Source organism: Pseudomonas sp. AC229 (genome assembly GCF_979254655.1).
Map to the genome: position 1 here is coordinate 36071 of NZ_CEEDHK010000015.1, position 22734 is coordinate 58804.

Below are 22734 nucleotides of genomic sequence, written 5' to 3' on the forward strand. Positions count from 1 at the left end.
CTATGTCTCTGGCCGAGATCCGCCTGGATGACAAGTACCGACTCGCAACCGGTCATCTCTACCTCACCGGCACTCAGGCACTCACCCGCCTGCCGATGCTGCAAAAACAGCGCGACAGCGCCCATGGCCTGAACACGGCCTGCTTTATTTCCGGTTACCGCGGCTCGCCATTAGGCAATCTTGATAAAAGCCTGTGGGAAGCCAAAACCTTTCTGCAAGACAACCACATCCACTTTCAGCCCGGCGTTAACGAAGAGCTCGCGGCTACGGCCGTATGGGGCAGTCAGCAAACGTCCCTGTTTCCCGGCGCGCGTTACGACGGTGTGTTCGCCATGTGGTACGGCAAAGGGCCGGGCGTCGACCGTTGCGGCGATGTGTTCAAACACGGCAACTCGGCTGGCGTCTCGGCTCATGGCGGGGTGCTGTTGCTCGCCGGCGACGACCATGGCTGCAAATCATCGAGCATCGCCAATCAGAGCGAGCACGCCTTTATCGCAGCGTCGATTCCGGTGCTCAACCCCGCCAATGTTCAGGAAATTCTCGATTACGGCATCCTCGGCTGGGAACTCTCGCGCTACAGCGGCTGTTGGGTGGCGCTGAAGACCATCGCCGAAAATGTCGATTCCTCGGCCGTTGTTGATGTCGACCCGCTGCGTGTTCAGGTCCAGCTACCCACCGACTTCCAGTTGCCCGAAGACGGTGTGCACATCCGCTGGCCGGACCCGCCCCTGGTTCAGGAAAAGCGCCTCAACACCTACAAAATTTACGCCGCCCGCGCGTTTGCGCTGGCCAACAACCTCAACCAGGTGAAGCTCGACTCCCCCAATCCGCGCCTCGGCATCATCACCACCGGCAAGTCGTACCTCGATGTACGCCAGGCATTAGTCGACCTCGGTTTGGACGACGAACTCTGCGCGCAAGTCGGCCTGCGGGTGCTTAAAGTCGGCATGAGCTGGCCGCTTGAGCCCGTGTCGGTGCATGAGTTCGCGCAGGGCTTAGACGAGATTCTGGTGGTCGAAGAGAAGCGCAGCATCATCGAGGACCAGCTCACCGGGCAGCTCTACAACTGGCCGGTCGACAAACGCCCCCGCGTGGTGGGGGAGTTTGACGAGCAGGGCGTTTCCCTGTTGCCGAACCTCAGCGAGCTGACGCCCGCCATGATCGCCCGCGCGATTGCCAAACGCCTGGCGCCGATTTACTCCAGCGAGCAAATCGAATCACGCCTGGCTTTTCTGGCCGCCAAGGAAAAGGCCCTGGCCGCGCCAAAGCACAAAACCGTTCGCACCCCGCATTTCTGTTCTGGCTGCCCGCACAACACCTCGACGAAAGTGCCGGACGGCAGCCGCGCCCAGGGTGGCATCGGTTGCCATTACATGACGCAATGGATGGACCGCAACACTGACACCTTTACGCAGATGGGCGGCGAGGGCGCGACATGGATCGGCCAGGCGCCGTTCACCGACACGCCGCATATTTTCCAGAACCTGGGCGACGGCACTTACTTCCACTCCGGCCAACTGGCGGTGCGGGCAGCGGTCGCCGCCGGCGTGAATATCACCTACAAAATTCTCTACAACGACGCGGTCGCCATGACCGGCGGCCAGCCTATTGACGGTGAATTGCGCGTCGATCAGCTCAGCCAGCAACTGTTCTCCGAAGGGGTTAAACGCATTGCGCTGGTGTCCGATGAGCCAGACAAATACCCCACCCGCGCCACCTTCGCGCCCATCGTCACCTTTCATCATCGTCGCGAGTTGGACGCCGTGCAGCGGGAGCTGCGCGAGTTCAAGGGCACGTCGGTGATCATCTATGACCAAACCTGCGCGACCGAAAAACGCCGGCGGCGCAAACGCGGCAAGTTGGTTGATCCGGCCAAGCGCGCCTTCATCAACCCGGCCGTGTGTGAGGGCTGTGGTGATTGCAGCGTGAAGTCGAACTGCTTGTCGGTGCTGCCGCTGGAAACCGCGCAAGGGCGTAAACGCGAGATCGACCAGAATTCCTGCAACAAGGACTTCACGTGCGTGGATGGCTTCTGCCCGAGCTTCGTCACCGTGCATGGCGGCCGCTTGCGTAAGCCCGAAGCCCTCGGCCACGGCGCAGAGTTCGCCGCCGTGCCCGAGCCGGTTCAGCCGACCCTGGAGCGCCCGTACAACATTCTGTTGCCGGGGGTGGGCGGCAGCGGGGTCACGACGGTCGGCGCCTTGCTGGGCATGGCCGCGCACTTGGAAGGCAAGGGCTGCAGCGTGCTGGATCAAGCGGGGTTGGCGCAGAAGTTTGGGCCAGTGATTACCCACATCCGCATTGCCGCCAAGCAAGACGACATCTATGCCGTGCGCATCGCCGCTGGCGAAACCGACCTGCTGCTGGGATGCGACTTGGTGGTAGCCGCCAGTGAAGAAGCGTTGGCCAAGCTGAACGAGCAAATTGCCCACGCCGTGGTGAATAGCCATGAAGCAGCGACCGCCGAATTCACCCGCAACCCCAACGCTGAATTCCCGGGCGCGGCGATGCAGCAGGCAATTGTCGAGGCGGTGGGCGGCAGCAAAACCCATTTTGTCGAAGCCACTGAATTGGCCACCGGCCTGCTCGGCGACAGCATTGCCACCAACCTCTTTATGTTGGGTTACGCCTATCAACTGGGGCTGGTGCCGGTGAGCGCAGAAGCGATCAATCAGGCTATCGAACTCAATGCGGTCGCCGTGGCGCTGAATCAACAGGCATTTTTGTGGGGGCGTCGCGCGGCGCACTCGCCGGACGCCGTCAAGGCGCTCGCCAAGCCCGATGCCGCGGCGCAGTTGGCCGAAAAAGAACTGACCTTGGAGCAACGTATCGAGCGAAACGCGGCGAATTTGCGCGCGTATCAGGACGACGCCTATGCCGACCGTTACCTGGCATTGCTGAGTCACGTGCGCGCTACTGAATCTCGCCTGTTCCCCGGCCAGCCGCTGGCGCTGACTGAGGCGGTTGCCTTCAACTATTTCAAACTGCTGGCTTACAAGGACGAATACGAAGTGGCGCGCCTGTACAGCAATGGCGACTTCACTCGTCAGTTGGCAGCGCAGTTCGAAGGCGATTACCGCTTGCAGTTCCACCTGGCGCCGTCGTGGCTGAGCAAGCGCGATGCGCGCACGGGCGAGCTGCGCAAGCGTAGTTTCGGACCGTGGATGTTGCAGGCGTTTGCCGTGTTGGCGCGCTTCAAATTCCTGCGCGGCACGCGGTTCGATCCGTTTGCCTACAGCCACGAACGGCGCATGGAGCGCGAGCTGATCGGCCACTACGAAGCGGATGTTGCGCTGATTCTTGAGCGAATCAACGAAGCAAAACGCCATAGCGCCTTGGCGCTGGCGCGGGTGCCGGAACGTATCCGTGGTTATGGTCACGTGAAGGATCAAGCGCTGCTGGCTGTGGCGCGGCAGGCTGAAGAGCTACGCCGCTCACTGCGCGACGAGGGCAGCCAGTCGCCGCCGCTTTACGTGGCAGCAGCCTGATAGCCGCTCACGCCGCTGCCGTGCAGGTCGCACGCAGCGGCGTTTTTGCGCCCGGCAAACACATGACAAAAACGCAGCCCGCCGTTAACATGCCGGCCGGTCGGCTACTCTGCCGGCTGGCTCGGTTTGTCTCCTTAGTTCAATGGATAGAATAAGCCCCTCCTAAGGGCTAGATGCTGGTTCGACTCCAGCAGGGGACACCATCTGCTTTCTGTTTTCCCTTCTGTTCGTTCATGCCCGCCACTGCGGCGGTTTATCTGTGCTCGCTGCTTGAAATCCTGAACAGCCGATGCGTATTTTGTACGCGCCCGCGCTCCCATGCGTGATGGCTCTAATAAGGACAAGACGTTATGAGTACTGATGGCCCCAGTTCACTTGCCGCGCACCTGGCCGGCATCGACGAAATTGAATGCGTAACCCCTGACCTCAACGGCGTGCCGCGCGGAAAAGTGATGACCGCCGCTGGCTTCCTGGAGGGGCGCCGGCTGCAACTGGCGCGAGGGGTGTTGCTGCAATGCATCATGGGCGGTTACCCGCCCGCGCCGTTTTACGGTGGCGACGACGGCGACCTGGCACTAAACGCCGACCCTACGCAAATTCACCGTCTGCCCTGGAGCGACGTGCCCCGCGCGCTGGCCATTTGTGATGCCGATGAGTTGGACGGCAGCAGCTCCGGCCTTTCCACGCGCGGGCTGCTCAAGCGTGTGCTGAGCAATTACGCCGCGCGCGGTCTCTCGCCGGTGGTCGCCACCGAACTGGAGTTTTTCGTATTCGCGGCCAATGCCGATCCGCAGCAAGCGTTTCAGCCTCCGCTTGGGTTGGATGGTCGTCGGGAGGATGGCTGCTCGGCTTTTGGCGTGTCGTCGAACAACGGCTTGCGGCCGTTTTTCAACGAGGTGTATCGCTGCATGGCGGCCCTGGGTTTGCCGCGCGACACCTTTATGCACGAGATGGGCGTCAGCCAATTCGAGATCAATCTGCTGCACGGCGATCCGCTGCTGCTGGCCGACCAAACCTTCCTGTTTAAACATCTGCTGAAGGAGGTGGCGCTCAAGCACGGCGTGATCGTGGTGTGCATGGCCAAGCCGCTGGCCCATACGCCGGGCAGTTCGATGCATATCCATCAGAGCGTGGTAGAGCAGGGCAGTGGGCAGAATATTTTCAGCGACGAACATGGCGAAGCGACGCCCGCTTTCTATCAGTTCATTGCCGGGCAGCAAGCGGCCCTGGCGGATTTCACTTTGCTGTTCGCACCGAACGTGAATTCCTACCAGCGCTTGTTTCATCCGTATGCATCGCCGAACAACGCCTGCTGGTCGCACGACAACCGCGCCGCCGGCCTGCGCATTCCGGCCAGCTCGCCGGCGGCGCGGCGGGTGGAGAATCGCCTGCCGGGTGCCGACGCCAATCCCTATCTGGCCCTGGCGGCGAGCTTGGCGGCGGGCTTGTACGGCATCGAACAGCACCTCCAGCCGAGCGAGGCCATTCAGGGCGAGTTCGAGGTGCCCGATGCCTTGCGGCTGCCGTCTACGATGCACGCTGCGATAGACCGTCTGCAACGCAGCACCTTGGCGCGCGAGCTATTCGGCAATGAGTTCATTGACGGCTACATTGCTACCAAGACGTTGGAGCTCACCAGCTTCTACGACGAAATCACCCCGTGGGAACGCCGCGTGTTGGCAGCCCAAGCGTAAGCGTCACCGTGCCGGACCGCTGGGGTCCGGCCTCTATTCAAGGAGCCGTTCGGAAAGCCGATGCGTCGAATCTGGAAGTCTTTTCGAGCGCTTTACTTCGCCAGCCTGCTGATGCTGATTGGCTCGGGTTTGTTGAGCACCTACCTGGGCCTGCGCCTGGCCGCCGATAAAGTCGACTCGCTGTGGGTCGGCGCCTTGATGGCGGCGTATTACTTCGGCCTGGTGCTCGGCGGCAAAATTGGCCACCGGCTGATCGCCCGCGTCGGCCATATTCGCGCGTATGTGTCGTGCGCCGGCATCGTCACGGCTGCGGTGTTGGGCCATGGTCTGCTCGATTGGCTGCCGGCCTGGACGGTACTGCGGGCCATCGTCGGCGTGGGCATGATGTGTCAGTACATGGTCATCGAAAGCTGGCTCAACGAGCAGGCCGAAGCCAGTCAGCGCGGGTTGGTGTTTTCGGGCTACATGATTGCGTCGTACCTGGGGTTGGTGCTCGGCCAGTTGGTGCTGATTGTTCACCCGGCGCTGGGGCTTGAGCTGTTGATTCTGGTGGCGCTGTGTTTCTCGCTGTGCCTGGTGCCGGTGGCCATTACGCGCAAAATTCACCCTGCGCCAATGCGCCCGGCACCGCTGGAGCCGCGCTTTTTTATCGAGCGCGTGCCGCAATCGTTGCAGACCACGTTGGTGTCGGGGCTGATCATCGGCTCGTTTTACGGCTTGGCGCCGTTGTATGCCGCGCGGCAAGGCCTGAGCAACGAGCAGGTCGGTTTGTTTATGGGTTGCTGTGTGTTCGCCGCGCTGGTGGTGCAGTGGCCGTTGGGGTGGTTGTCTGATCGCCACAACCGCGCGGTGCTGATTCGCGGCTGCGCCTTGCTGCTGGTACTGGCGGCGTTGCCGTTGGCGGTAATGCCCAGTGTCTCGCTGGACGTGTTGCTGCCGATTGGCTTCGCCTTGAGCGTGTTGCAGTTCAGCCTGTATCCACTGGCGGTGGCGTTTTCCAACGACCACGTCGAGGCGGAGCGGCGGGTGTCGCTGACGGCGATCTTGTTGGTGACCTTTGGCATTGGCGCTTGCGTTGGGCCGTTGGTGGCGGGCGGGCTTATGCGCCAGTTCGGGCCGAACATGCTGTTCGCCTTCGTGTGCTTTTGTGCTGCCGTGCTGGTGCTGCGCATCCGCCCGGATGCGGTGACCAATCTGCATCAGGTAGACGACGCGCCCCTGCATCACATGTCCATGCCCGATAACATGACCAGCTCGCCACTGGTGGCGGCCCTGGACCCGCGCGTTGACGAGCAGATCGTCCACGACCAGATGCAAACCCAGACGCCGCCAGACGTGGACGACCCAGCAGACACCAAGTCGACCTGACGTTTGCCACAAACAAAAACGCCACCTCGTCGGGTGGCGTTTTTGTTTGTGCGGGTATCAGTCGTCAATGTCGTCGCGACGGGCTTCGCGTTGCAGTTGGTACACGAAGCGGTCGATTTGACGTTGCTCCAGCCCGTTCATGCGGTGGAAGCGCATGCCGGCGAACGTCATGTCGAGCTTTTCGTCATACACCAAGTGGCGCAATTCCACGGCCGTGGTCATCGCGCCGAATGGCAGCTGCGCAACCAGGCGTTCGTACACCTGGCCAGATTGCAGCCCTTTGCTGGCATCGCCGGAAAAGCGCAGCTTGCAACCGGTGGCAGAGATGTCGAGCAGATGACCTTTGATGGGGCTTTTCAGGCGGTCGCCGCTCAGTTCGATATTCACCGCTTGCGCTTGCTTGAGCGGGGCGCGGTAGGCGTTGCGACGTTGGTGATAGAGCACTTCGGTCGGCATCGGGCACCAATAGCAGTTGGAGCCTTCGAGCTGCCCGACTTGAATCTGTTGGGTGTATTCCCAAGCGATGCGCACGCCGTCGTGGAAACCTTCGATGCGAAAGCTCTCACCGGCTTTCAGAAAACGTTCGCCATCGTTGGGCACCATTTCGTCCAGCGCCACCACGCCACGTTCACGGTTGATCTGAATGATGAACGTCTGGAAGCGCTGCGAGCGCTCGTGAAAGGTGATGATCAGCGGGTCGCGGTGTTCTTCCAATGGGCGCAACGCCGCGAAAACTTCCAGCGGAGCTTTCAGGACTTTCGGTGGTTGCGGGCCATCACCCGCGGCGAAGGGGTTGGACACGGTCCAGAATTCTCCGAGCAAAATACGGTGGCACGACCCAGGTTGGGTTCTAGCATACTGGCATTCTGCCGGTACGTCCCTTGCCCCTTGTTATTAGTTCGTCAGGCCTGACTGAGCGGGCGCTGCTGGCCGATTCTAGCGGCACCACCGCGACTGTCATAGAGCCCTGGCGTGTCGGCGTTACCGCGCAGAATGCCGAGCATGCCGCCGACCGAGGCCTGGTTCACTCGAATCAAGCGGCCGTTGCGCGTGTTGGCGGCCTGGCAGCGTTCCAGCAGCGCACTGAGCTCGGCACCACGTGCCAGCAATTCAGCGCCCACGGGCGACTGTTCGGCCACGGCGTTAAGGCCGCTTTGGTCGGGTTGCAGTGAGAGGGAGGTGAGGAGTTTGTTGCGTTCGGCGCCGTGTTGGCCGAGCACCGCGAGCAGGGGTTGCTTGTCGGCCAGAATGCTTTCCAGACGAGGCAGGTCGCGGTCGGTGAGGGCTTGGAATTCGGCGTCGATCAGTTCAAGTAACTGAGAGGCGGTGCCGATGTCTTCGTTGAACAGGTGCAGCAGGGTCGTATCGTGCATGGCGAACTCTCGGAGTTAGGCGTCCAACAACACCCCCAGAGTCGCCCGCTGACGGGTTAACGCTGGGATTCGAAATCGAGCAGTTTACTGGCTACGCGTTTGCTGTCGACTTGGTAGCTGCCGTCGGCCACAGCCTGTTTCAGGCGAGCCACACGTTCTTTGTCGACAATCGGTTGCTCACTAAGTTTGTCAGTAACTTTTTGCAGCTGCTGAGCTTGTTGGCTGAGCTGAACCGACTCACCGGTTTTGGCGGTGCTTTGTTCGGCAGCGTTAGCTGGCGCGGCGGGTTGTGTGGCGCTCGCGGTATCGGTGCTCCGGCCAGTTTGGGACGCGTTGGTACGCCCAGTGCTGGTGGACGCGGCGGCATTGTTGAGCCGGTTGATATCGATAACCATGATGCAAAACCTCTACGGTGTTTGGACGCTTGCCTAGCTTGTCGGCGCTGGTTGAAGAAACTTTAGGATTTTTTTCACCGACTTTTCGCTGCGTCCAGCTGGGCGCCAGTGTATGAAAACGGACAGCGAATTGCCCGTAAAAATCCAGCTACATGCCAACTTCCACTTGCCCTGGCCCTACCACCCGCGCTTTCACAACCCGCTTGGAGCTGAGATTGCGCACGCGAATTTGCTCGCCCAACACGCCGTCAGAAAGCGCTTCGCCTTGCATGCGTACATTGATGCCGCCTTTTTTGGCGCTGATCACCACTTGATCGCTTTTGCTCACTGCCTTGGCTTGTTCGATGGTCACCGGCGCCAGCACTTGATCGGTCATCACCCCACGCGTCAGGGTGGTGCCCAGTACCTGGCCCATGTCGGTCATATAACCCTGCGTCAGCAAACCCACGTCCCGCTCCACCAGCGCCACATCTGCCTCGCTGAGTTGTACACCGCGCTTTAGCGGCCGAATCGCGATGACCACCTTGCGGTACAGCTTGACCTGCGCGGGCACGAAAACTGTCCAGGGCGTGGAGCCCTCGCAGCGAATCCGCACCGTCACCCGACCAACGGGCTGCGCCGGGCTTTCGAGTGACGCGCTCAAGTCTTCATCGCATAACGGCAGCTGCAACCGCGGGTCGAGTCGATTAATTTGAATCTCTTGCCGCGCCTGGATTTCGCTACGCTCTAAATAGTCCTGAACCGTGACCTCAAGAAAGCCTTGGCTTGCGCCGATAAGTTGTTCAGGTAATGTCAGGTCAGCGGCCGCACTGTTAATGTGGCCAAGCGCCAGCAAAGCCAGCCATGATCCGGCTGCCCGCAGTGGCCGGAAAGAGAAGCGTCGAGAAAGTGGCGTTTTCAGTTTCATGCTCAGCTACAAAGCAAAGCCCGTGCCGGCTGCTAGGCTAAGCGGGGGCACGGTGGTCAACATATTAATGAGGGGCAGGGTATGGCCGGAGTGATGGACTCGGTTAACCAGCGTACGCAGTTGGTGGGGCAAAACCGACTGGAGCTGTTGTTATTCCGCCTGGACAGCAAACAGTTGTACGGCATCAACGTGTTCAAAGTGAAGGAGGTGCTGCAGTGCCCCAAGCTCACGATCATGCCCAAATCCAGCCCGGTGGTTCGCGGGGTGGCCAATATTCGCGGCGGTACCATTCCCATTCTTGACCTGTCCATGGCCACCGGCCGTGCGGGCCTGGCGGATCTGGACAGCAGCTTCGTCATCATCACCGAATACAACACCAAGGTTCAGGGCTTTCTGGTGCGCTCGGTTGAACGCATCGTCAACATGAACTGGGAAGAAATCCATCCGCCACCCAAGGGCACTGGGCGCGATCACTACCTAACGGCAGTGACCCACCTGGACCAGCAACTGGTGGAAATCATCGACGTGGAGAAAATCCTCGCCGAGGTGGCGCCTATTTCGGAAGCCATCACCGCTGGGGTGATCGACGTCGAGACTCAAGGCAAGGCGGTGACCAAGCACGTGCTGATCGTTGACGACTCGTCAGTGGCACGAAAGCAGGTCACCCGTTGTCTGCAGTCGGTGGGTGTTGAAGTGACAGCGCTCAACGATGGCCGCCAGGCCCTGGAATTTCTGCGCAAGTTGGCAGACGAGGGCAAGCGTCCGGAAGACGAGTTCATCATGTTGATTTCCGATATCGAAATGCCGGAGATGGATGGCTACACCCTGACAGCGGAGATTCGTGCGGACTCGCGCATGCAGAAGCTGCACATCCTCCTGCATACTTCCCTGTCGGGCGTATTCAACCAAGCTATGGTGAAGAAGGTGGGGGCCGATGATTTCCTCGCTAAATTCCGGCCAGACGACTTGGCCAACCGCGTGATTGAACGCATTAACGTTTCAGATTGAAGCTGAGGGCCGCACGGCCCTTTAGCAAACCTACAGGTATGGTGAGGCAGCGCTAGTGTCTTCAGGTAACGTGGATTTTGAGCAGTTCCGGATTTTCCTGGAAAAGGCCTGTGGCATCGTGTTGGGGGCCAACAAGCAGTACCTGGTTTCCAGCCGGCTGAACAAGCTGATGGAACAGAACAGCATCAAATCCCTCGGTGAGCTGGTGCAACGCATGCAAAGCACGCCGCGCGGTGGTTTGCGCGAGCAGGTGGTCGATGCCATGACCACTAACGAAACCTTGTGGTTTCGCGACACCTATCCGTTCGAAGTATTAAAAAATCGTGTCTACCCCGAGTTGCTCAAAGCCAACCCCAGCGCGCGCTTGCGCATCTGGTCGGCGGCCTCGTCGTCGGGGCAGGAACCGTATTCGTTGTCGATGGCCACCGACGAGTTCGAACGCAGCAACCTCGGCCAGCTCAAAGGCGGCGTGCAAATTGTTGCCACCGATCTGTCCAGCGCCATGCTGCAAGCCTGTAAATCGGGGGAGTACGACAGCCTGGCGATTGGCCGGGGACTCTCGCAAGAACGTTTACAGCGTTACTTCGACCCTAAAGGCAACGGCCGTTTTGCCATCAAACCGGCCATTCGTACCCGCGTCGAATTCCGCGCCCTGAACCTGCTCGACAGTTACGCCAGCCTCGGCAAGTTCGACATCGTGTTCTGCCGCAACGTGTTGATCTACTTCTCCGCCGAAGTGAAGAAAGACATCCTGCTGCGCATTCACGCCACCTTGAAGCCGGGCGGCTACTTGTTCCTCGGTGCTTCCGAAGCATTGAATGGCCTGCCGGATCACTACCAGATGGTGCAGTGCAGTCCGGGCATCATTTACAAGGTGAAATAACCTTGTAGCGGTGCCGAAAAGGGGAGGCCACGTGCCTCCTTTTTTATCGCCGTGCGTTTGCCCTTGAGCGGCAAATTTCTATCACGTCCCCGCCGTTGCCATTGCCGGGCAGCGGAAAAGCTTTGCCGGTTTCGCCGGAAAATCGACTCGCTCTAGCGCCAATATACTGATTTATAAGCAATAAATTAGTTGGCACAAGCCTTGCTAAATGTCTTGCACAGAAAACCCGTTGGCCCATTGGCAAAGGTTCGCAGACATGAGCATCAGCTTCGACTCAGCACTCGGCATTCACGAAAAGGCATTGGGCTTTCGCGCCCAACGCGCCGAAGTGTTGGCCAACAACCTGGCCAACGCAGACACCCCCAACTTTAAAGCCCGTGATCTGGACTTCGCCTCGGTGCTCGCCGCCCAGGCTGAAAAGAGCCAGCGCTCGCCGGTTTCCCTGGCCACCACCAACACCGGCCACATTGCCGCTGAAGGCATGGCCATTGCCGACCCGGGCCTGAAATTCCGCGTGCCGACGCAGCCCTCGATCGACCAGAACACCGTCGATGAGCAAATCGAGCAATCCAACTACGCAGAAAACGCTGTGCAATTCCAAGCCAGCTTCACCCTGCTGAACGCCAAATTCAAAGGCCTTGTTGCTGCGATTCGCGGCGAATAACGGAGACCACTGCCATGTCCCTTTCCAGTGTGTTCAATATCGCCGGTACCGGCATGAGTGCTCAGACCACCCGCCTGAACACCATCTCCAGCAACATTGCCAACGCCGAGACCGTGTCCTCCAGCGTCGACAAAACCTACCGCGCTCGTCATCCGGTGTTTGCCACCGTGTTTACCGACCAGCAAGCGCAGCAGAACGGCGACCGTGGTTCGCTGTTCGCCGACCAGGACAACTCGGGGCGTGGCGTGCAGGTCATGGGTGTGGTGGAAGACCAGAGCAGCCTCACGCCGCGCTACGAACCCAATCACCCAGCGGCGGATAAGGACGGCTACGTCTATTACCCCAACGTCAACGTGGTGGAAGAGATGGCCGACATGATCTCTGCCAGCCGCGCGTTCCAGACCAATACCGAAATGATGAATACCGCCAAACAAATGATGACCAAGGTGCTGACCCTGGGTCAGTAAGCCGGACTTAGGGGTAAGAAATGGCCGTCGATAGCGTAAGCAACCAGTCATCAGTCCTTGATCAGTACGCCATTAAGGACACTGGTACCCAGGACAAGACCCTCGGCAAGGATCAGTTCCTGCAATTGCTGGTAGCCCAAATGAACAACCAGAACCCGCTGGACCCGCAAACCAACAGTGAATTCGTGGCGCAGTTGGCCCAGTTCACTCAGGTGGAGAGTCTGGACAACCTCAACACCAGCGTGGAAAGCATCCTCTCCAGCACCCAGTCATCGCAGGCGCTGCAAGCCTCGTCGCTGGTGGGCCGCAAAGTGATCCTGTCCACCGACACGGCCATGGTCGACACCAAGGAAACGTTCAAAGGCTCGATTGCCCTCACCAGCGGCACCGACAACCTGTTCGTCAACGTGCTCGACAGCAAGGGTTCGCAAGTGGCGCGGGTCAACCTGGGCCAGCAGAAAACCGGTCAGGTCACGTTTATGTGGGATGGCAAAGATTCCAGCGGCAACGTCTTGCCGCTGGGCAAATACAGTTTCGAAGCCAAAGCGTCGGTGGGCGGCAAAGAGGTCGCCATGGGCACCAGCCTGCCGGCCAACGTCGACAGCGTGACCCTGGGGATCAACGGCGGCGAAATGCTGCTCAACCTCGCAGGGCTCGGCAGCATCGGCATTTCCAAAGTTCAAGTGATAGGTCAATAACTGCCGGCAACCCGGCGTTCAGGAGCATCCCATGTCGTTCAATATCGGACTTAGCGGTATCAAAGCCGCCTCCAGTGACCTGAATATCACTGGTAACAACATCGCCAACGCCGGCACCGTGGGCTTTAAACAGTCCCGTGCCGAGTTCCAGGATCTGTACTCCTCGTCGATGCTGGCCTCCAGCAGCAACGCCATCGGCAGTGGCGTGTTGCTCGGCAACGTGGCGCAGCTGTTCAACCAAGGCACCATCGACTACACCGAAAACGCCCTGGACATGGGCATCAACGGCAACGGCTTTTTCGTGACCAGCAACAATGGTTCGATCAGCTACACCCGTGCCGGTTATTTCGGTACCGATAAAGAAGGCTTTATCGTCGACAACAACGGCTACAACCTGCAGGGCTACTCGGTAGACGCCAACGGCCAGCTGCAGAACGGCATCGTCGGCAACCTGAGCATTCAAACCGCCAACCAGGCGCCGCGTGCGACCACCGCCATCACTCAGAGCTTCAACCTGAACTCCTCGAGCAAGGCGCCGACCACCACGCCGTTCGACCCGGCGGACCCGACGAGCTACACCTCGTCCACCTCGGTGAACATTTACGACGCCCAGGGCAACGCCCACGTCATGACCCAGTATTTCCTGAACAACGCCAACCCAGCGGCAACTCCGCCCGTGGCGAACAACTGGACCATGAACGTACTGATCGACGGCCGTAACCCGCAGGATCCGACCAGCACTACGCCGTTGAACTCGACGTTGACCTTCGACGGCGCCGGCCAATTGGCAACCGTTACGCCAAACACCGCTGGCCTGACCTACGCCAACAACAAACTCAGCATCAACAACTGGGTGCCGGCGCAATCCGACGGCGGCACGCCACCGGTGTGGTCTGCCAATGGCGCCGCCGCCTCGGCAGCGGTGACCCTGGATATCCGTGGTTCCTCGCAGGTATCCAGCACCTTCGCCGTGAACAAAGTCACCCAAGACGGTTACACCACCGGCCAACTGTCGGGTCTGGAAATTGACGACACCGGCCAGGTGTTCGCCCGTTACACCAACGGCCAGTCGAAGATTCAGGGTCAAGTGATTCTGGCCAACTTCGCCAACGTGCAAGGTCTGACCCCGGTCGGCAAAACCCAGTGGGTGCAGTCGGCGGATTCGGGCGAGCCGGTGGTCGGTACGCCCCGTGCCGGCACCTTGGGCTCGTTGACTGCCGGTGCGTTGGAGTCGTCCAACGTCGACATTTCCACCGAGCTGGTCGACCTGATCGTGGCGCAGCGTAACTACCAGGCCAACGCCAAAACCATCGAAACCGAAAACGCCGTGACGCAAACCATCATCAACCTGCGTTAAGGCGCTTGCCGCTGGCGGCAAACCGTCGCCGCACACCTGCAAAGGGCTTCTCTGGAAGCCCTTTGTTGTTTTTAAAATCTGTTTTTTATCAATGGCATACGGATTTTTTTAGGGATTGGCACGATGCCTGCTTTAAAGCTTGCATAGAGCCGCAGGCCGTCAACGTTTGGCGCGCCCAATCTCGGAGAATCACCATGGATAAAATGCTCTACGTCGCCATGACAGGCGCCAGCCAGAACACCCTGGCCCAGCGCGCCCATGCCAACAACCTGGCGAACATCTCTACCAACGGTTTCCGCCGCGACTTCGAACAAGCCCGCTCCATGCAGGTGTTCGGCGACAGCTTTCCGTCGCGCGTGTACGCCATGAGCGAACGCCCTGGCACCGACTTCACCCCCGGCACTTTGCAAGACACCGGTAACCCGATGGATGTCGCGGTCAGCGGCCAGGGTTGGGTGGCCGTGCAAGCGCCCGATGGCAGCGAAGCCTACGTGCGCACCGCCAGCCTGAAAATCGACGCCCTTGGCCAACTGCGCACCGGCAGCGGCTTGCCGGTATTGGGCAACGGCGGACCGATTGCCGTGCCACCGGAACAGAAAGTCGAAATCGGCGAAGACGGCACCATCTCCATCCGCGCCCTAGGCGAAGCGCCGAATGTGCTGGCCGAGGTTGACCGCATCAAGCTGGTCAACCCCGACCTCAAGCAAATGGAAAAAGGCCCGGACGGCATGATCCATTTCAAGGGCACCACGCCACCGTTGGCCGACAACACCGTGAAGTTGACGTCCGGTTTCGTCGAGACCAGCAACGTCAACGCGGTAGAAGAGATGACCTCGATCCTCTCGCTGTCCCGCCAGTTCGAACTGCAAGTGAAGATGATGCGAACGGCCGAAGACGACGCCACATCCCTGGCGCGTGTTTTGCAACTTAGCTAACCATCAGTACGCGGCGCCGTGAAACCGGCGTCCGAGGAGAATCAACATGCTTCCGGCTCTGTGGGTCAGTAAAACCGGTTTGTCCGCCCAGGACATGAACCTGACGACCATTTCCAACAACCTGGCGAACGTGTCCACCACGGGCTTCAAGCGCGACCGCGCGGAATTCCAGGACTTGCTCTACCAGATCCGCCGTCAACCCGGCGCCCAAAGCACCCAGGACAGCCAACTGCCGTCCGGCCTGCAACTGGGTACCGGTGTGCGCATTGTCGGCACGCAGAAAATGTTCACCGCCGGCAGCCTGCAAACCACCGAGCAGCCGCTGGACATGGCGGTCAATGGCCGTGGTTTCTTCCAGATTCTTCAGCCCGACGGCACCATTGCTTACACCCGCGACGGTAGCTTTCACCTGAACTCCGACGGTCAGGTCGTGACCTCCAACGGCTTCCCGCTGGAGCCGGCCATTGTGCTGCCCAACGAAGTGCGCACCTTTACCGTCGGTGAAGATGGCACCGCCTCGGTGACCACCGCCGGCAACGCCCAGCCGCAGATCGTCGGCAACATCCAGACCGCCGACTTCATCAACCCGGGCGGCCTGGAAGCCATCGGCAACAACCTGTTCCTGGAAACCGCCTCCAGCGGCGCGCCGCAAGTGGGTACGCCTGGCCTCACCGGTCTGGGCACCATCGAACAGAACACCTTGGAAAACTCCAACGTCAGCGTGGTGGAGGAGATGGTGAACATGATCACCACCCAGCGCGCCTACGAAATGAACTCCAAAGTGATTTCCACCGCTGACCAGATGCTGTCGTTTATTACCCAGAATCTTTAATCGCTAACCGGATTTAACCGCAGCCCGTTAGGCCCGCCATAAGGAGCTGGTAGGCACACGGTGGTTCGGTCTGGTGTTGGCACTGCGCAAAGAATGTGTGAGGTACGTGTTATGAATCGGCTTGTTCTTCTTCCCCTGCTTGGCCTGGCTGCTTTGAGCGGTTGCGTCGCGCCTCCACCCAAGCCGAACGACCCGTACTACGCGCCCGTGCTGCCGCGCACGCCGCTGCCGGCTGCGCAAAACAACGGCTCCATTTACCAGACCGGGTTTGAAAACAACCTGTACGGCGACCGCAAGGCGTATCGCGTGGGCGACATCATCACCATCACGCTGAACGAGCGCATGTCGGCCAGCAAGAACGCCAACTCGGACATCGCCAAAGACAGCGCCACGTCGCTGGGCCTGACCTCGTTGTTCGGCGGCGCGGTATCCACCGACAACCCGAGCACCAGCCTCAACCCGCTCAAAGCCGGCAACCTGAGCCTGGACGCCAGCTACGGCGGCTCGCGTGACGCCTCTGGCAAAAGCACCGCCGCGCAAAGCAACAGCCTCACCGGCTCGGTCACCGTCACCATCGCCGAAGTGCTGCCCAACGGCATTTTGTCGGTACGCGGCGAGAAGTGGATGACGCTCAACACCGGCGACGAACTGGTGCGCATTGCCGGCCTGGTGCGCGCTGACGACATCGCCACCGACAACACCGTGTCTTCGGCACGCGTGGCCGACGCCCGCATCACTTACTCGGGTACTGGCGCGTTTGCTGACGCCAACCAGCCGGGTTGGTTTGACCGCTTCTTCATCAGCCCGCTGTTTCCTTTCTGAGTACCGGTCATGATGAAACGACTGCTAACCGCCTGCTGTTTCCTGCTCGTCGCCTCGGCGGCGCAGGCTGAGCGGATCAAAGACCTGGTCACCATCCAGGGCGTGCGCGCCAACCAACTGATTGGCTACGGCTTGGTCGTGGGCCTTAACGGCAGCGGTGACCAGACCACGCAAACGCCGTTCACCGTGCAGACATTCAACAACATGCTGGCGCAGTTCGGCATCAAGGTGCCGGCGGGCGGCAACGTGCAGTTGAAGAACGTGGCGGCGGTGTCGATTCATGCCGACCTGCCGGCATTCGCCAAGCCTGGGCAAACCATCGACGTCACCATTTCGTCCATCGGTAACGCCAAAAGCCTGCGCGGCGGTAGTTTGCTGATGACGCCGCTCAAAGGCATCGACGGCAACGTGTACGCCATTGCCCAGGGCAACCTGGTCGTCGGCGGCTTCGATGCCGAAGGCGGCGACGGTTCGAAAATTACCGTTAACGTGCCCTCGGCCGGCCGTATTCCTAGCGGCGCCACGGTTGAGCGTCCAGTGCCGAGCGGTTTCGACCAGGGCAACACGCTGACCCTGAACCTCAATCGCCCCGACTTCACCACCGCCAAGCACATGGTTGACCAGATCAACGAACTGCTCGGCCCAGGCGTGGCGCAGGCCATCGACGGCGGTTCGATCCGCGTCAGCGCGCCGTTGGACCCCAACCAGCGCGTCGACTACCTGTCGATTCTGGAAAACCTCGAAGTGGACGCCGGTCAGGCGGTGGCGAAAGTCATCATCAACTCGCGCACCGGCACCATCGTCATCGGCCAGAACGTCAAGGTTCAGCCGGCCGCCGTCACCCACGGCAGCCTGACCGTGAGCATCACCGAAGACCCGATCGTCAGCCAGCCCGGCGCCTTTTCCAACGGCCAGACTGCCGTGGTGCCGCGCTCGAAAGTGGACGCCGCGCAGGAAACCAAGCCGATGTTCAAATTCGGCCCGGGCACCACGCTGGATGAAATCGTACGGGCGGTTAATCAGGTGGGCGCTTCGCCGTCCGACCTGATGGCCATTCTCGAAGCGCTCAAGCAAGCCGGCGCTTTGCAAGCTGATCTGATCGTTATCTAAGGAGGCAGCCATGGACGCGAAATTCACATCCGGGGTTGGCTCCACGCTCGACAGCGGCGCGTACAGCGACATCAATCGCTTGGCCAACCTGAAAGTCGGCAAAGACCGCGACAGCGAATCGAACATCAAGAAGGTGGCGCAGGAATTCGAGTCGCTGTTTCTCAACCAGATGCTCAAAGCCCAGCGTTCGGCGAACGAAGCGTTCTCCGAAGGCAACTTCATGAACAGCAACGAAGCCAAAACCTACCAGCAAATGTACGACCAGGAGCTGGCGGTAAAGATGTCCAAAGAGGGCGGCATCGGCCTGGCCGATGTGCTGGCGCGGCAAATGTCGAAAATGAACAAGGGCACACACCGGCCCAACCCGTTCGCGCAAACCGCTGACGCCAACGCCATCGCCGCGAGCGGCGCCAGCGCCACCACTGGCACCGAAGGCGCGAACAAAACCCTGACCAACCGCGCCGTTAAAGAACTGCCGGCCGTGGACGGCACCCGCGACGATTCGAAAATGCTCAACAAGCGCCGCCTGTCACTGCCGGGCAGTCTTACTGATCGTTTATTAGCCGGTATTGTCCCAACTACAACGGCAGGGGCGACTGCTGATGGCAAGCCGCTGGCGCAGAACGACTGGCTGGCCGCGAACACCACCAGCAACAGCGCCACCATTGGCGCGAACAGTAAGCCCGCCGAGCTGAACGCTATCGACGCCAGCAGCGGCCGCCGTCTGGCCCAGCCACCGTTGGCACCTGGCAAAGCAGCGTTCAAGTCGGCCGATGAGTTCATCGCCACCATGCTGCCGATGGCCAAGGAAGCCGCCGCCAAGATTGGCGTCGACCCTTCCTACCTGGTGGCCCAGGCGGCGCTGGAAACCGGTTGGGGCAAGTCCATTATTCGCGACTCCGACGGCTCCAGCAGCCACAACCTGTTCGGCATCAAGGCCGCAGGCGGCTGGCAAGGCGACTCGGCTCGCGCGCTGACCACCGAATACAAAGGCGGCCAGGCGGTAAAAGAAGCGGCGAAGTTCCGCTCTTACGACAGCTTCCAGGACAGCTTCAACGACTACGTGAGCTTCCTGCAGAACAACGACCGTTATGACGATGCGCTGGATGCCACCGCCAACCCCAAGCAGTTTGTGCGTGAGTTGCAACAGGCCGGCTACGCCACCGACCCGCAGTACGCCAATAAAGTGGCGCAGATCGCCAAACAGATGCAGACGTACCAAACCATCGCCGCGGGCGAATCCACCGCCACGCGTTTGTAAGGATGCAGGGATGAGTTTTTTAGTGAGGAATCGACATGGCTGACTTGTTATCGGTAGGGCTGTCAGGGCTGCGCGCTGCGCAGACCGCGCTGACGGTGACCGGGCATAACATCACCAACGTCAACACGCCCGGTTACTCGCGCCAGGAGTCTGTGCAGCAGACCAACATCGCCCAGTTCACCGGCGCCGGTTACATCGGCTCCGGTGCGCAAGTGGTGGATGTGCGCCGCTTGGCCAGCGATTTCCTCACCAACCAGGTGCGTACCGCCACCAGTTCCAACAGTGAGCTGCAGTCGTTCAAAAGCCAGATCGAGCAGCTCGACTCGCTGCTGTCCAACAGCACCACCGGTATCAGTCCGGCCTTGCAGAAGTTCTTCGCTTCCCTGCAAACCGCTTCGCAGAACCCGTCGTCTGTGGCCGCCCGTGAGGCGGTGTTGTCGCAGGCGGGTGGTTTGTCCGACTCGTTCAACACGCTGTATGACCAGTTGGATAAGCAGAACAGCCTCATCAACCAACAGATGAGCGCGCTGACCACGCAGGTCAACTCCATGGCCGCCAGCGTCGCCAGCTACAACGACGCCATCGCCCGCGCCCGTGGCGCCGGTGCCGAGCCGAACGACCTGCTCGATGCCCGCGAAGAAACTATTCGGCAAATTTCGGAAATCATCGGCGTACAAAGCGTTGAGCAAACTGACGGCAGCGTGAGCCTGTTTGTCGGCACCGGCCAGCCGCTGGTGGTGGGCAACACCGCCTCGACGTTGACGGCCAAGCCTGGCATCGACGACCCGATGAAGTACCAGATCGACCTGAGCATCAACGGCGTGTCGCAGACCATTTCTTCGCAGATTTCCGGCGGCGAGATGGGCGGGCTGCTGGCTTACCGCGACACCACGCTGGACAAGAGCTACAACAGCCTCGGGCAGATGGCGATTGTGCTCACCGACACCATTAACGATCAGTTGGGCCAGGGCTTTGACCTCAACGGTCGCCCCGGCAGCCAGTTGTTCACCGACATCAACGAACCCACCGCCGCCTCGCTGCGGGTGCTGGCGCAGGCGACCAACACCGGCACCGCAACGGGTTCGCTGAACATCACCAATGCCAACCTGCTGACCACCAGCGATTACCGCCTGGACTACGACGGCACCAACTTCACCGCCCGCCGCCTGAGCGACGGCGCGACCATGAACGTCACCGTGACCGGCACCGGGCCCTTTACCATTTCCATGGCCGACCCCGGTACTACGCCGCCGACCAGTCAGGGCTTCGACGTCACCATCAACGGCACGCCCAACGCCGGTGATCGTTTCACCCTGCAACCGACCCGGCGCGGCGCGTTCGACTTTGGCACCGAACTGCAATCGCCCGACCAACTGGCCTTTGCCGGTTCCGCGCGTGCCCAGGCGACTACCAATAACCGGGGCACCGGGGTGATCAGCCAGCCGAACCTGACCGCTGGCCCTACGCCGATCAACCCCACCGACCTGCAAACGCTGTTCGGTACAGGCCTGCCGCTGACGTTCGACTCGGCCACCAACACCCTGAACGGCACCTTGCCGCCTGGCGCCACGCTGAGCTATGTGTCGCCCTCGACCACGGCACTCACGCCCGGCCAGAACAACACTTTGCGCCTGGCTTATACCGACCCGGTGAGCAACAACAGCTACACCTACGAATTTACCGTTACAGGTACGCCGCAAACGGGCGATACCTTTACGCTGTCGCAAAATACTGCCGGCTCTTCCGACAACCGCAACGCGTTGAAACTGATCGACCTGCAAACCCAGAAAACGGTCGGCACCAGCGGCGCGGGAGCAGGGGCGACCTACAACGACGCCTACAGCGGTCTGGTTGAGCGGGTGGGTTCGTTGACCGCGCAGGTGCGGGTCAATTCGGATGCGGCCGAAACCGTACTGACGCAAGCGCAAAACAACCGCGACTCGCTGTCCGGCGTCAGCCTGGACGAAGAGGCCGCCAACCTGGTGCAGTTCCAGCAGTACTACAATGCATCGGCACAGGTGATTAAAGTTGCGCAATCGCTGTTCGATACGCTTATAGGCGCCTTCAACTGAGGCTAGTTAGTTATGCGAATTTCCACTATCCAAGCCTTCAACAGTTCCGTCAGCGGGATGCAGAAAAACTACGCCAACGTTTCCCGCACCCAGGAACAGATCAGCACCGGCAAGCGCATTCTGACCCCGGCCGATGACCCGGTAGCGTCCGTTCGCCTGCTGCAGTTGAGCCAGGAACAAGCGCTGAACGAGCAATACACCTCCAACAACACCGCCGCGCAGAACAGCCTCAACTCCGAAGAAGCCATTCTCAGCTCCGTGGGCACCGTGCTTCAGCGCATCCGCGAAATTGGCGTGCAGGCGGGCAACGGCACGCTGGATGCCACCGACCGTGAGTCGCTGGGCACCGAGTTGCAGCAGCGAGAAGACGAGCTGCTCAGCCTGATGAACAGCAAAGACGCCAGCGGCAATTACCTGTTTGGTGGCTCGCAATCGGATCAACAGCCCTTCGTGCGTAACCCCGACGGCACCTACAGCTACCAGGGCAACGAAACCGAACGCAACGTGCAAATCGCCAGTAGCACCTTCGTGGCGCTGGGCGACGACGGCAAAGACCTGTTCGAAAACGTGTTCAATGCCAACCGTGTCACCACCAACAAAACCGTAACTGGCACGGGCACCGACGGCACTGTCAGCACCGGGCGTATCTCGCTGGGCCTGGTGACCGACAAGGCTGCCTACGACAACACCTTCCCGTCGAGCAACCCACCGGTTGCCACTGACGGCATCGGCATTCACTTCCTCAGCCCGACCAACTATGTCGTCTACGACCAGGCGACGTTGCCGGCGGGTTACGACTGGACCACCTACGACCCGACTACGCCGCCCACGGGCCAGCTGGCCACTGGCGCCATCGACACCAACCCGGCGACGTCCGACTTCGTCAGCTACGGCGGCGTGCGCGTGCAAATCGATGGCGTGCCGCAAAACGGCGACGACTACGCCATCAACCGTAAGCCAGACGAAGAAAAACGCAGCCTGCTCAACACCGTGTCGGACCTGCGCAAAGCCTTGCAAGGCTCCGGCAACACCGAGGAAGACAACCGCGTTATCCGCGACAGCGCGGCCATCGCGCTTTCCAACCTCGATGCGGTGTACGCCAAGGTCGACGGCGTTCGCGGTTCCGTGGGCGCGCGCCTGAACACGCTGGACTCCACGGGCGACTTCATTGCCGACGTCACCCTGGTCAACAAGTCCGTGCAATCGGACCTCGAAGACCTCGACTACGCCGACGCCATCTCCAGGCTTTCGCTGCAATCGACCATCCTCTCGGCGGCGCAGCAGAGCTACGTAAAAATCGCCAACCTGAGTTTGTTCAACTACATCAGTTAAGCGCGCCGCTTGGTGAGCATCGCCCGCCGAAAAAGCGGGCGCGCTGTTCAATGCGTTAGTCTTCAGCA

The 22734-nt window shown here is 60.5% G+C and carries 20 protein-coding genes and 1 tRNA gene; 17 read left to right on the plus strand and 4 right to left on the minus strand.

Annotation, left to right across the window (positions count from 1 at the left end):
* The first annotated feature begins 2 nt into the window (after window positions 1–2).
* The 4 genes from AC0IW7_RS19930 to AC0IW7_RS19945 all read left to right on the plus strand — a co-directional run bounded on the left by AC0IW7_RS19930 (window position 3) and on the right by AC0IW7_RS19945 (window position 6550).
* A complete protein-coding gene (locus tag AC0IW7_RS19930) occupies window positions 3–3488 on the plus strand; it encodes an indolepyruvate ferredoxin oxidoreductase family protein (protein WP_471820318.1) in 3486 nt (1161 codons plus the stop codon).
* A 128-nt stretch (window positions 3489–3616) separates the two neighbouring features.
* Window positions 3617–3691: transfer RNA gene (locus tag AC0IW7_RS19935), tRNA-Arg, on the plus strand.
* Window positions 3692–3940: 249 nt separating this feature from the next.
* The gene (locus tag AC0IW7_RS19940) at window positions 3941–5182 is read left to right on the plus strand and encodes a glutamine synthetase family protein (protein WP_471820462.1); all 1242 of its coding nucleotides are present in this window, start codon (window positions 3941–3943) and stop codon (window positions 5180–5182) included.
* 60 nt (window positions 5183–5242) lie between these two features.
* Window positions 5243–6550 (plus strand): MFS transporter, encoded by a 1308-nt coding sequence (locus AC0IW7_RS19945; protein WP_471820320.1) that lies wholly within the window; start codon window positions 5243–5245, stop codon window positions 6548–6550.
* Between the two features lie 57 nt (window positions 6551–6607).
* On the opposite strand, the gene AC0IW7_RS19950 is transcribed toward AC0IW7_RS19945, so the two are convergent.
* The 4 genes from AC0IW7_RS19950 to flgA form a co-directional block, all read right to left on the minus strand.
* Window positions 6608–7351 carry a flagellar brake protein gene (locus tag AC0IW7_RS19950; protein WP_471820321.1) on the minus strand — a complete coding sequence of 248 codons (744 nt, stop codon included), beginning with the start codon at window positions 7349–7351 and terminating at the stop codon, window positions 6608–6610.
* A 101-nt stretch (window positions 7352–7452) separates the two neighbouring features.
* A complete protein-coding gene (locus AC0IW7_RS19955) occupies window positions 7453–7923 on the minus strand; it encodes a flagella synthesis protein FlgN (protein ID WP_471820323.1) in 471 nt (156 codons plus the stop codon).
* Window positions 7924–7979: 56 nt separating this feature from the next.
* On the minus strand, window positions 7980–8318 hold the full coding sequence (gene flgM / locus AC0IW7_RS19960; protein WP_471820324.1) for a flagellar biosynthesis anti-sigma factor FlgM: 339 nt from the start codon (window positions 8316–8318) through the stop codon (window positions 7980–7982).
* 148 nt (window positions 8319–8466) lie between these two features.
* Window positions 8467–9225 carry a flagellar basal body P-ring formation chaperone FlgA gene (gene flgA / locus AC0IW7_RS19965; protein WP_471820326.1) on the minus strand — a complete coding sequence of 253 codons (759 nt, stop codon included), beginning with the start codon at window positions 9223–9225 and terminating at the stop codon, window positions 8467–8469.
* 81 nt (window positions 9226–9306) lie between these two features.
* On the opposite strand from flgA, the gene AC0IW7_RS19970 reads away from it, so the two are divergent.
* The 13 genes from AC0IW7_RS19970 to flgL all read left to right on the plus strand — a co-directional run bounded on the left by AC0IW7_RS19970 (window position 9307) and on the right by flgL (window position 22666).
* A complete protein-coding gene (locus AC0IW7_RS19970) occupies window positions 9307–10233 on the plus strand; it encodes a chemotaxis protein CheV (RefSeq protein ID WP_122451779.1) in 927 nt (308 codons plus the stop codon).
* A 55-nt stretch (window positions 10234–10288) separates the two neighbouring features.
* Window positions 10289–11116 (plus strand): protein-glutamate O-methyltransferase CheR, encoded by an 828-nt coding sequence (gene cheR / locus AC0IW7_RS19975; protein ID WP_122492545.1) that lies wholly within the window; start codon window positions 10289–10291, stop codon window positions 11114–11116.
* A gap of 256 nt (window positions 11117–11372) precedes the next feature.
* The gene (gene flgB, locus AC0IW7_RS19980; RefSeq protein ID WP_122492544.1) at window positions 11373–11780 is read left to right on the plus strand and encodes a flagellar basal body rod protein FlgB; all 408 of its coding nucleotides are present in this window, start codon (window positions 11373–11375) and stop codon (window positions 11778–11780) included.
* A gap of 14 nt (window positions 11781–11794) precedes the next feature.
* Window positions 11795–12247 carry a flagellar basal body rod protein FlgC gene (gene flgC, locus AC0IW7_RS19985; protein ID WP_122492543.1) on the plus strand — a complete coding sequence of 151 codons (453 nt, stop codon included), beginning with the start codon at window positions 11795–11797 and terminating at the stop codon, window positions 12245–12247.
* Window positions 12248–12267: 20 nt separating this feature from the next.
* Complete coding sequence (locus AC0IW7_RS19990; protein WP_471820328.1) at window positions 12268–12945, plus strand: flagellar hook assembly protein FlgD; 678 nt, start codon at window positions 12268–12270, stop codon at window positions 12943–12945.
* Window positions 12946–12976: 31 nt separating this feature from the next.
* Window positions 12977–14302: a flagellar hook protein FlgE gene (gene flgE, locus AC0IW7_RS19995; protein WP_471820330.1), complete on the plus strand. Its 1326-nt coding sequence runs from the start codon at window positions 12977–12979 to the stop codon at window positions 14300–14302.
* A 194-nt stretch (window positions 14303–14496) separates the two neighbouring features.
* Window positions 14497–15237 (plus strand): flagellar basal body rod protein FlgF, encoded by a 741-nt coding sequence (locus AC0IW7_RS20000; RefSeq protein ID WP_122492540.1) that lies wholly within the window; start codon window positions 14497–14499, stop codon window positions 15235–15237.
* Between the two features lie 46 nt (window positions 15238–15283).
* Window positions 15284–16069, plus strand: a complete 786-nt coding sequence (gene flgG, locus AC0IW7_RS20005; RefSeq protein ID WP_122492539.1) for a flagellar basal-body rod protein FlgG — start codon at window positions 15284–15286, stop codon at window positions 16067–16069.
* Between the two features lie 111 nt (window positions 16070–16180).
* Window positions 16181–16891, plus strand: coding sequence for a flagellar basal body L-ring protein FlgH (gene flgH, locus AC0IW7_RS20010; protein ID WP_463382058.1), 711 nt, complete (start codon window positions 16181–16183; stop codon window positions 16889–16891).
* A 12-nt stretch (window positions 16892–16903) separates the two neighbouring features.
* Complete coding sequence (locus AC0IW7_RS20015) at window positions 16904–18001, plus strand: flagellar basal body P-ring protein FlgI (RefSeq protein ID WP_463542304.1); 1098 nt, start codon at window positions 16904–16906, stop codon at window positions 17999–18001.
* A gap of 10 nt (window positions 18002–18011) precedes the next feature.
* Complete coding sequence (gene flgJ / locus AC0IW7_RS20020) at window positions 18012–19262, plus strand: flagellar assembly peptidoglycan hydrolase FlgJ (protein ID WP_471820333.1); 1251 nt, start codon at window positions 18012–18014, stop codon at window positions 19260–19262.
* Between the two features lie 35 nt (window positions 19263–19297).
* On the plus strand, window positions 19298–21334 hold the full coding sequence (gene flgK, locus AC0IW7_RS20025; RefSeq protein WP_122492535.1) for a flagellar hook-associated protein FlgK: 2037 nt from the start codon (window positions 19298–19300) through the stop codon (window positions 21332–21334).
* Window positions 21335–21346: 12 nt separating this feature from the next.
* Window positions 21347–22666 (plus strand): flagellar hook-associated protein FlgL, encoded by a 1320-nt coding sequence (flgL, locus tag AC0IW7_RS20030; RefSeq protein WP_122492534.1) that lies wholly within the window; start codon window positions 21347–21349, stop codon window positions 22664–22666.
* The last annotated feature ends 68 nt before the right edge of the window (window positions 22667–22734 follow it).

Coding starts and splice junctions, on each gene's coding strand:
- AC0IW7_RS19930 (WP_471820318.1), top strand. CDS start 3: ATGTCTCTGGCCGAGATCCGCCTGGATGACAAGTACCGACTCGCAACC.
- AC0IW7_RS19940 (WP_471820462.1), top strand. CDS start 3,941: ATGACCGCCGCTGGCTTCCTGGAGGGGCGCCGGCTGCAACTGGCGCGA.
- AC0IW7_RS19945 (WP_471820320.1), top strand. CDS start 5,243: ATGCGTCGAATCTGGAAGTCTTTTCGAGCGCTTTACTTCGCCAGCCTG.
- AC0IW7_RS19955 (WP_471820323.1), bottom strand. CDS start 7,923: ATGCACGATACGACCCTGCTGCACCTGTTCAACGAAGACATCGGCACC.
- flgM (WP_471820324.1), bottom strand. CDS start 8,318: ATGGTTATCGATATCAACCGGCTCAACAATGCCGCCGCGTCCACCAGC.
- flgA (WP_471820326.1), bottom strand. CDS start 9,225: ATGAAACTGAAAACGCCACTTTCTCGACGCTTCTCTTTCCGGCCACTG.
- AC0IW7_RS19970 (WP_122451779.1), top strand. CDS start 9,307: ATGGCCGGAGTGATGGACTCGGTTAACCAGCGTACGCAGTTGGTGGGG.
- flgB (WP_122492544.1), top strand. CDS start 11,373: ATGAGCATCAGCTTCGACTCAGCACTCGGCATTCACGAAAAGGCATTG.
- flgC (WP_122492543.1), top strand. CDS start 11,795: ATGTCCCTTTCCAGTGTGTTCAATATCGCCGGTACCGGCATGAGTGCT.
- AC0IW7_RS19990 (WP_471820328.1), top strand. CDS start 12,268: ATGGCCGTCGATAGCGTAAGCAACCAGTCATCAGTCCTTGATCAGTAC.
- flgE (WP_471820330.1), top strand. CDS start 12,977: ATGTCGTTCAATATCGGACTTAGCGGTATCAAAGCCGCCTCCAGTGAC.
- AC0IW7_RS20000 (WP_122492540.1), top strand. CDS start 14,497: ATGGATAAAATGCTCTACGTCGCCATGACAGGCGCCAGCCAGAACACC.
- flgG (WP_122492539.1), top strand. CDS start 15,284: ATGCTTCCGGCTCTGTGGGTCAGTAAAACCGGTTTGTCCGCCCAGGAC.
- flgH (WP_463382058.1), top strand. CDS start 16,181: ATGAATCGGCTTGTTCTTCTTCCCCTGCTTGGCCTGGCTGCTTTGAGC.
- AC0IW7_RS20015 (WP_463542304.1), top strand. CDS start 16,904: ATGAAACGACTGCTAACCGCCTGCTGTTTCCTGCTCGTCGCCTCGGCG.
- flgJ (WP_471820333.1), top strand. CDS start 18,012: ATGGACGCGAAATTCACATCCGGGGTTGGCTCCACGCTCGACAGCGGC.
- flgK (WP_122492535.1), top strand. CDS start 19,298: ATGGCTGACTTGTTATCGGTAGGGCTGTCAGGGCTGCGCGCTGCGCAG.
- flgL (WP_122492534.1), top strand. CDS start 21,347: ATGCGAATTTCCACTATCCAAGCCTTCAACAGTTCCGTCAGCGGGATG.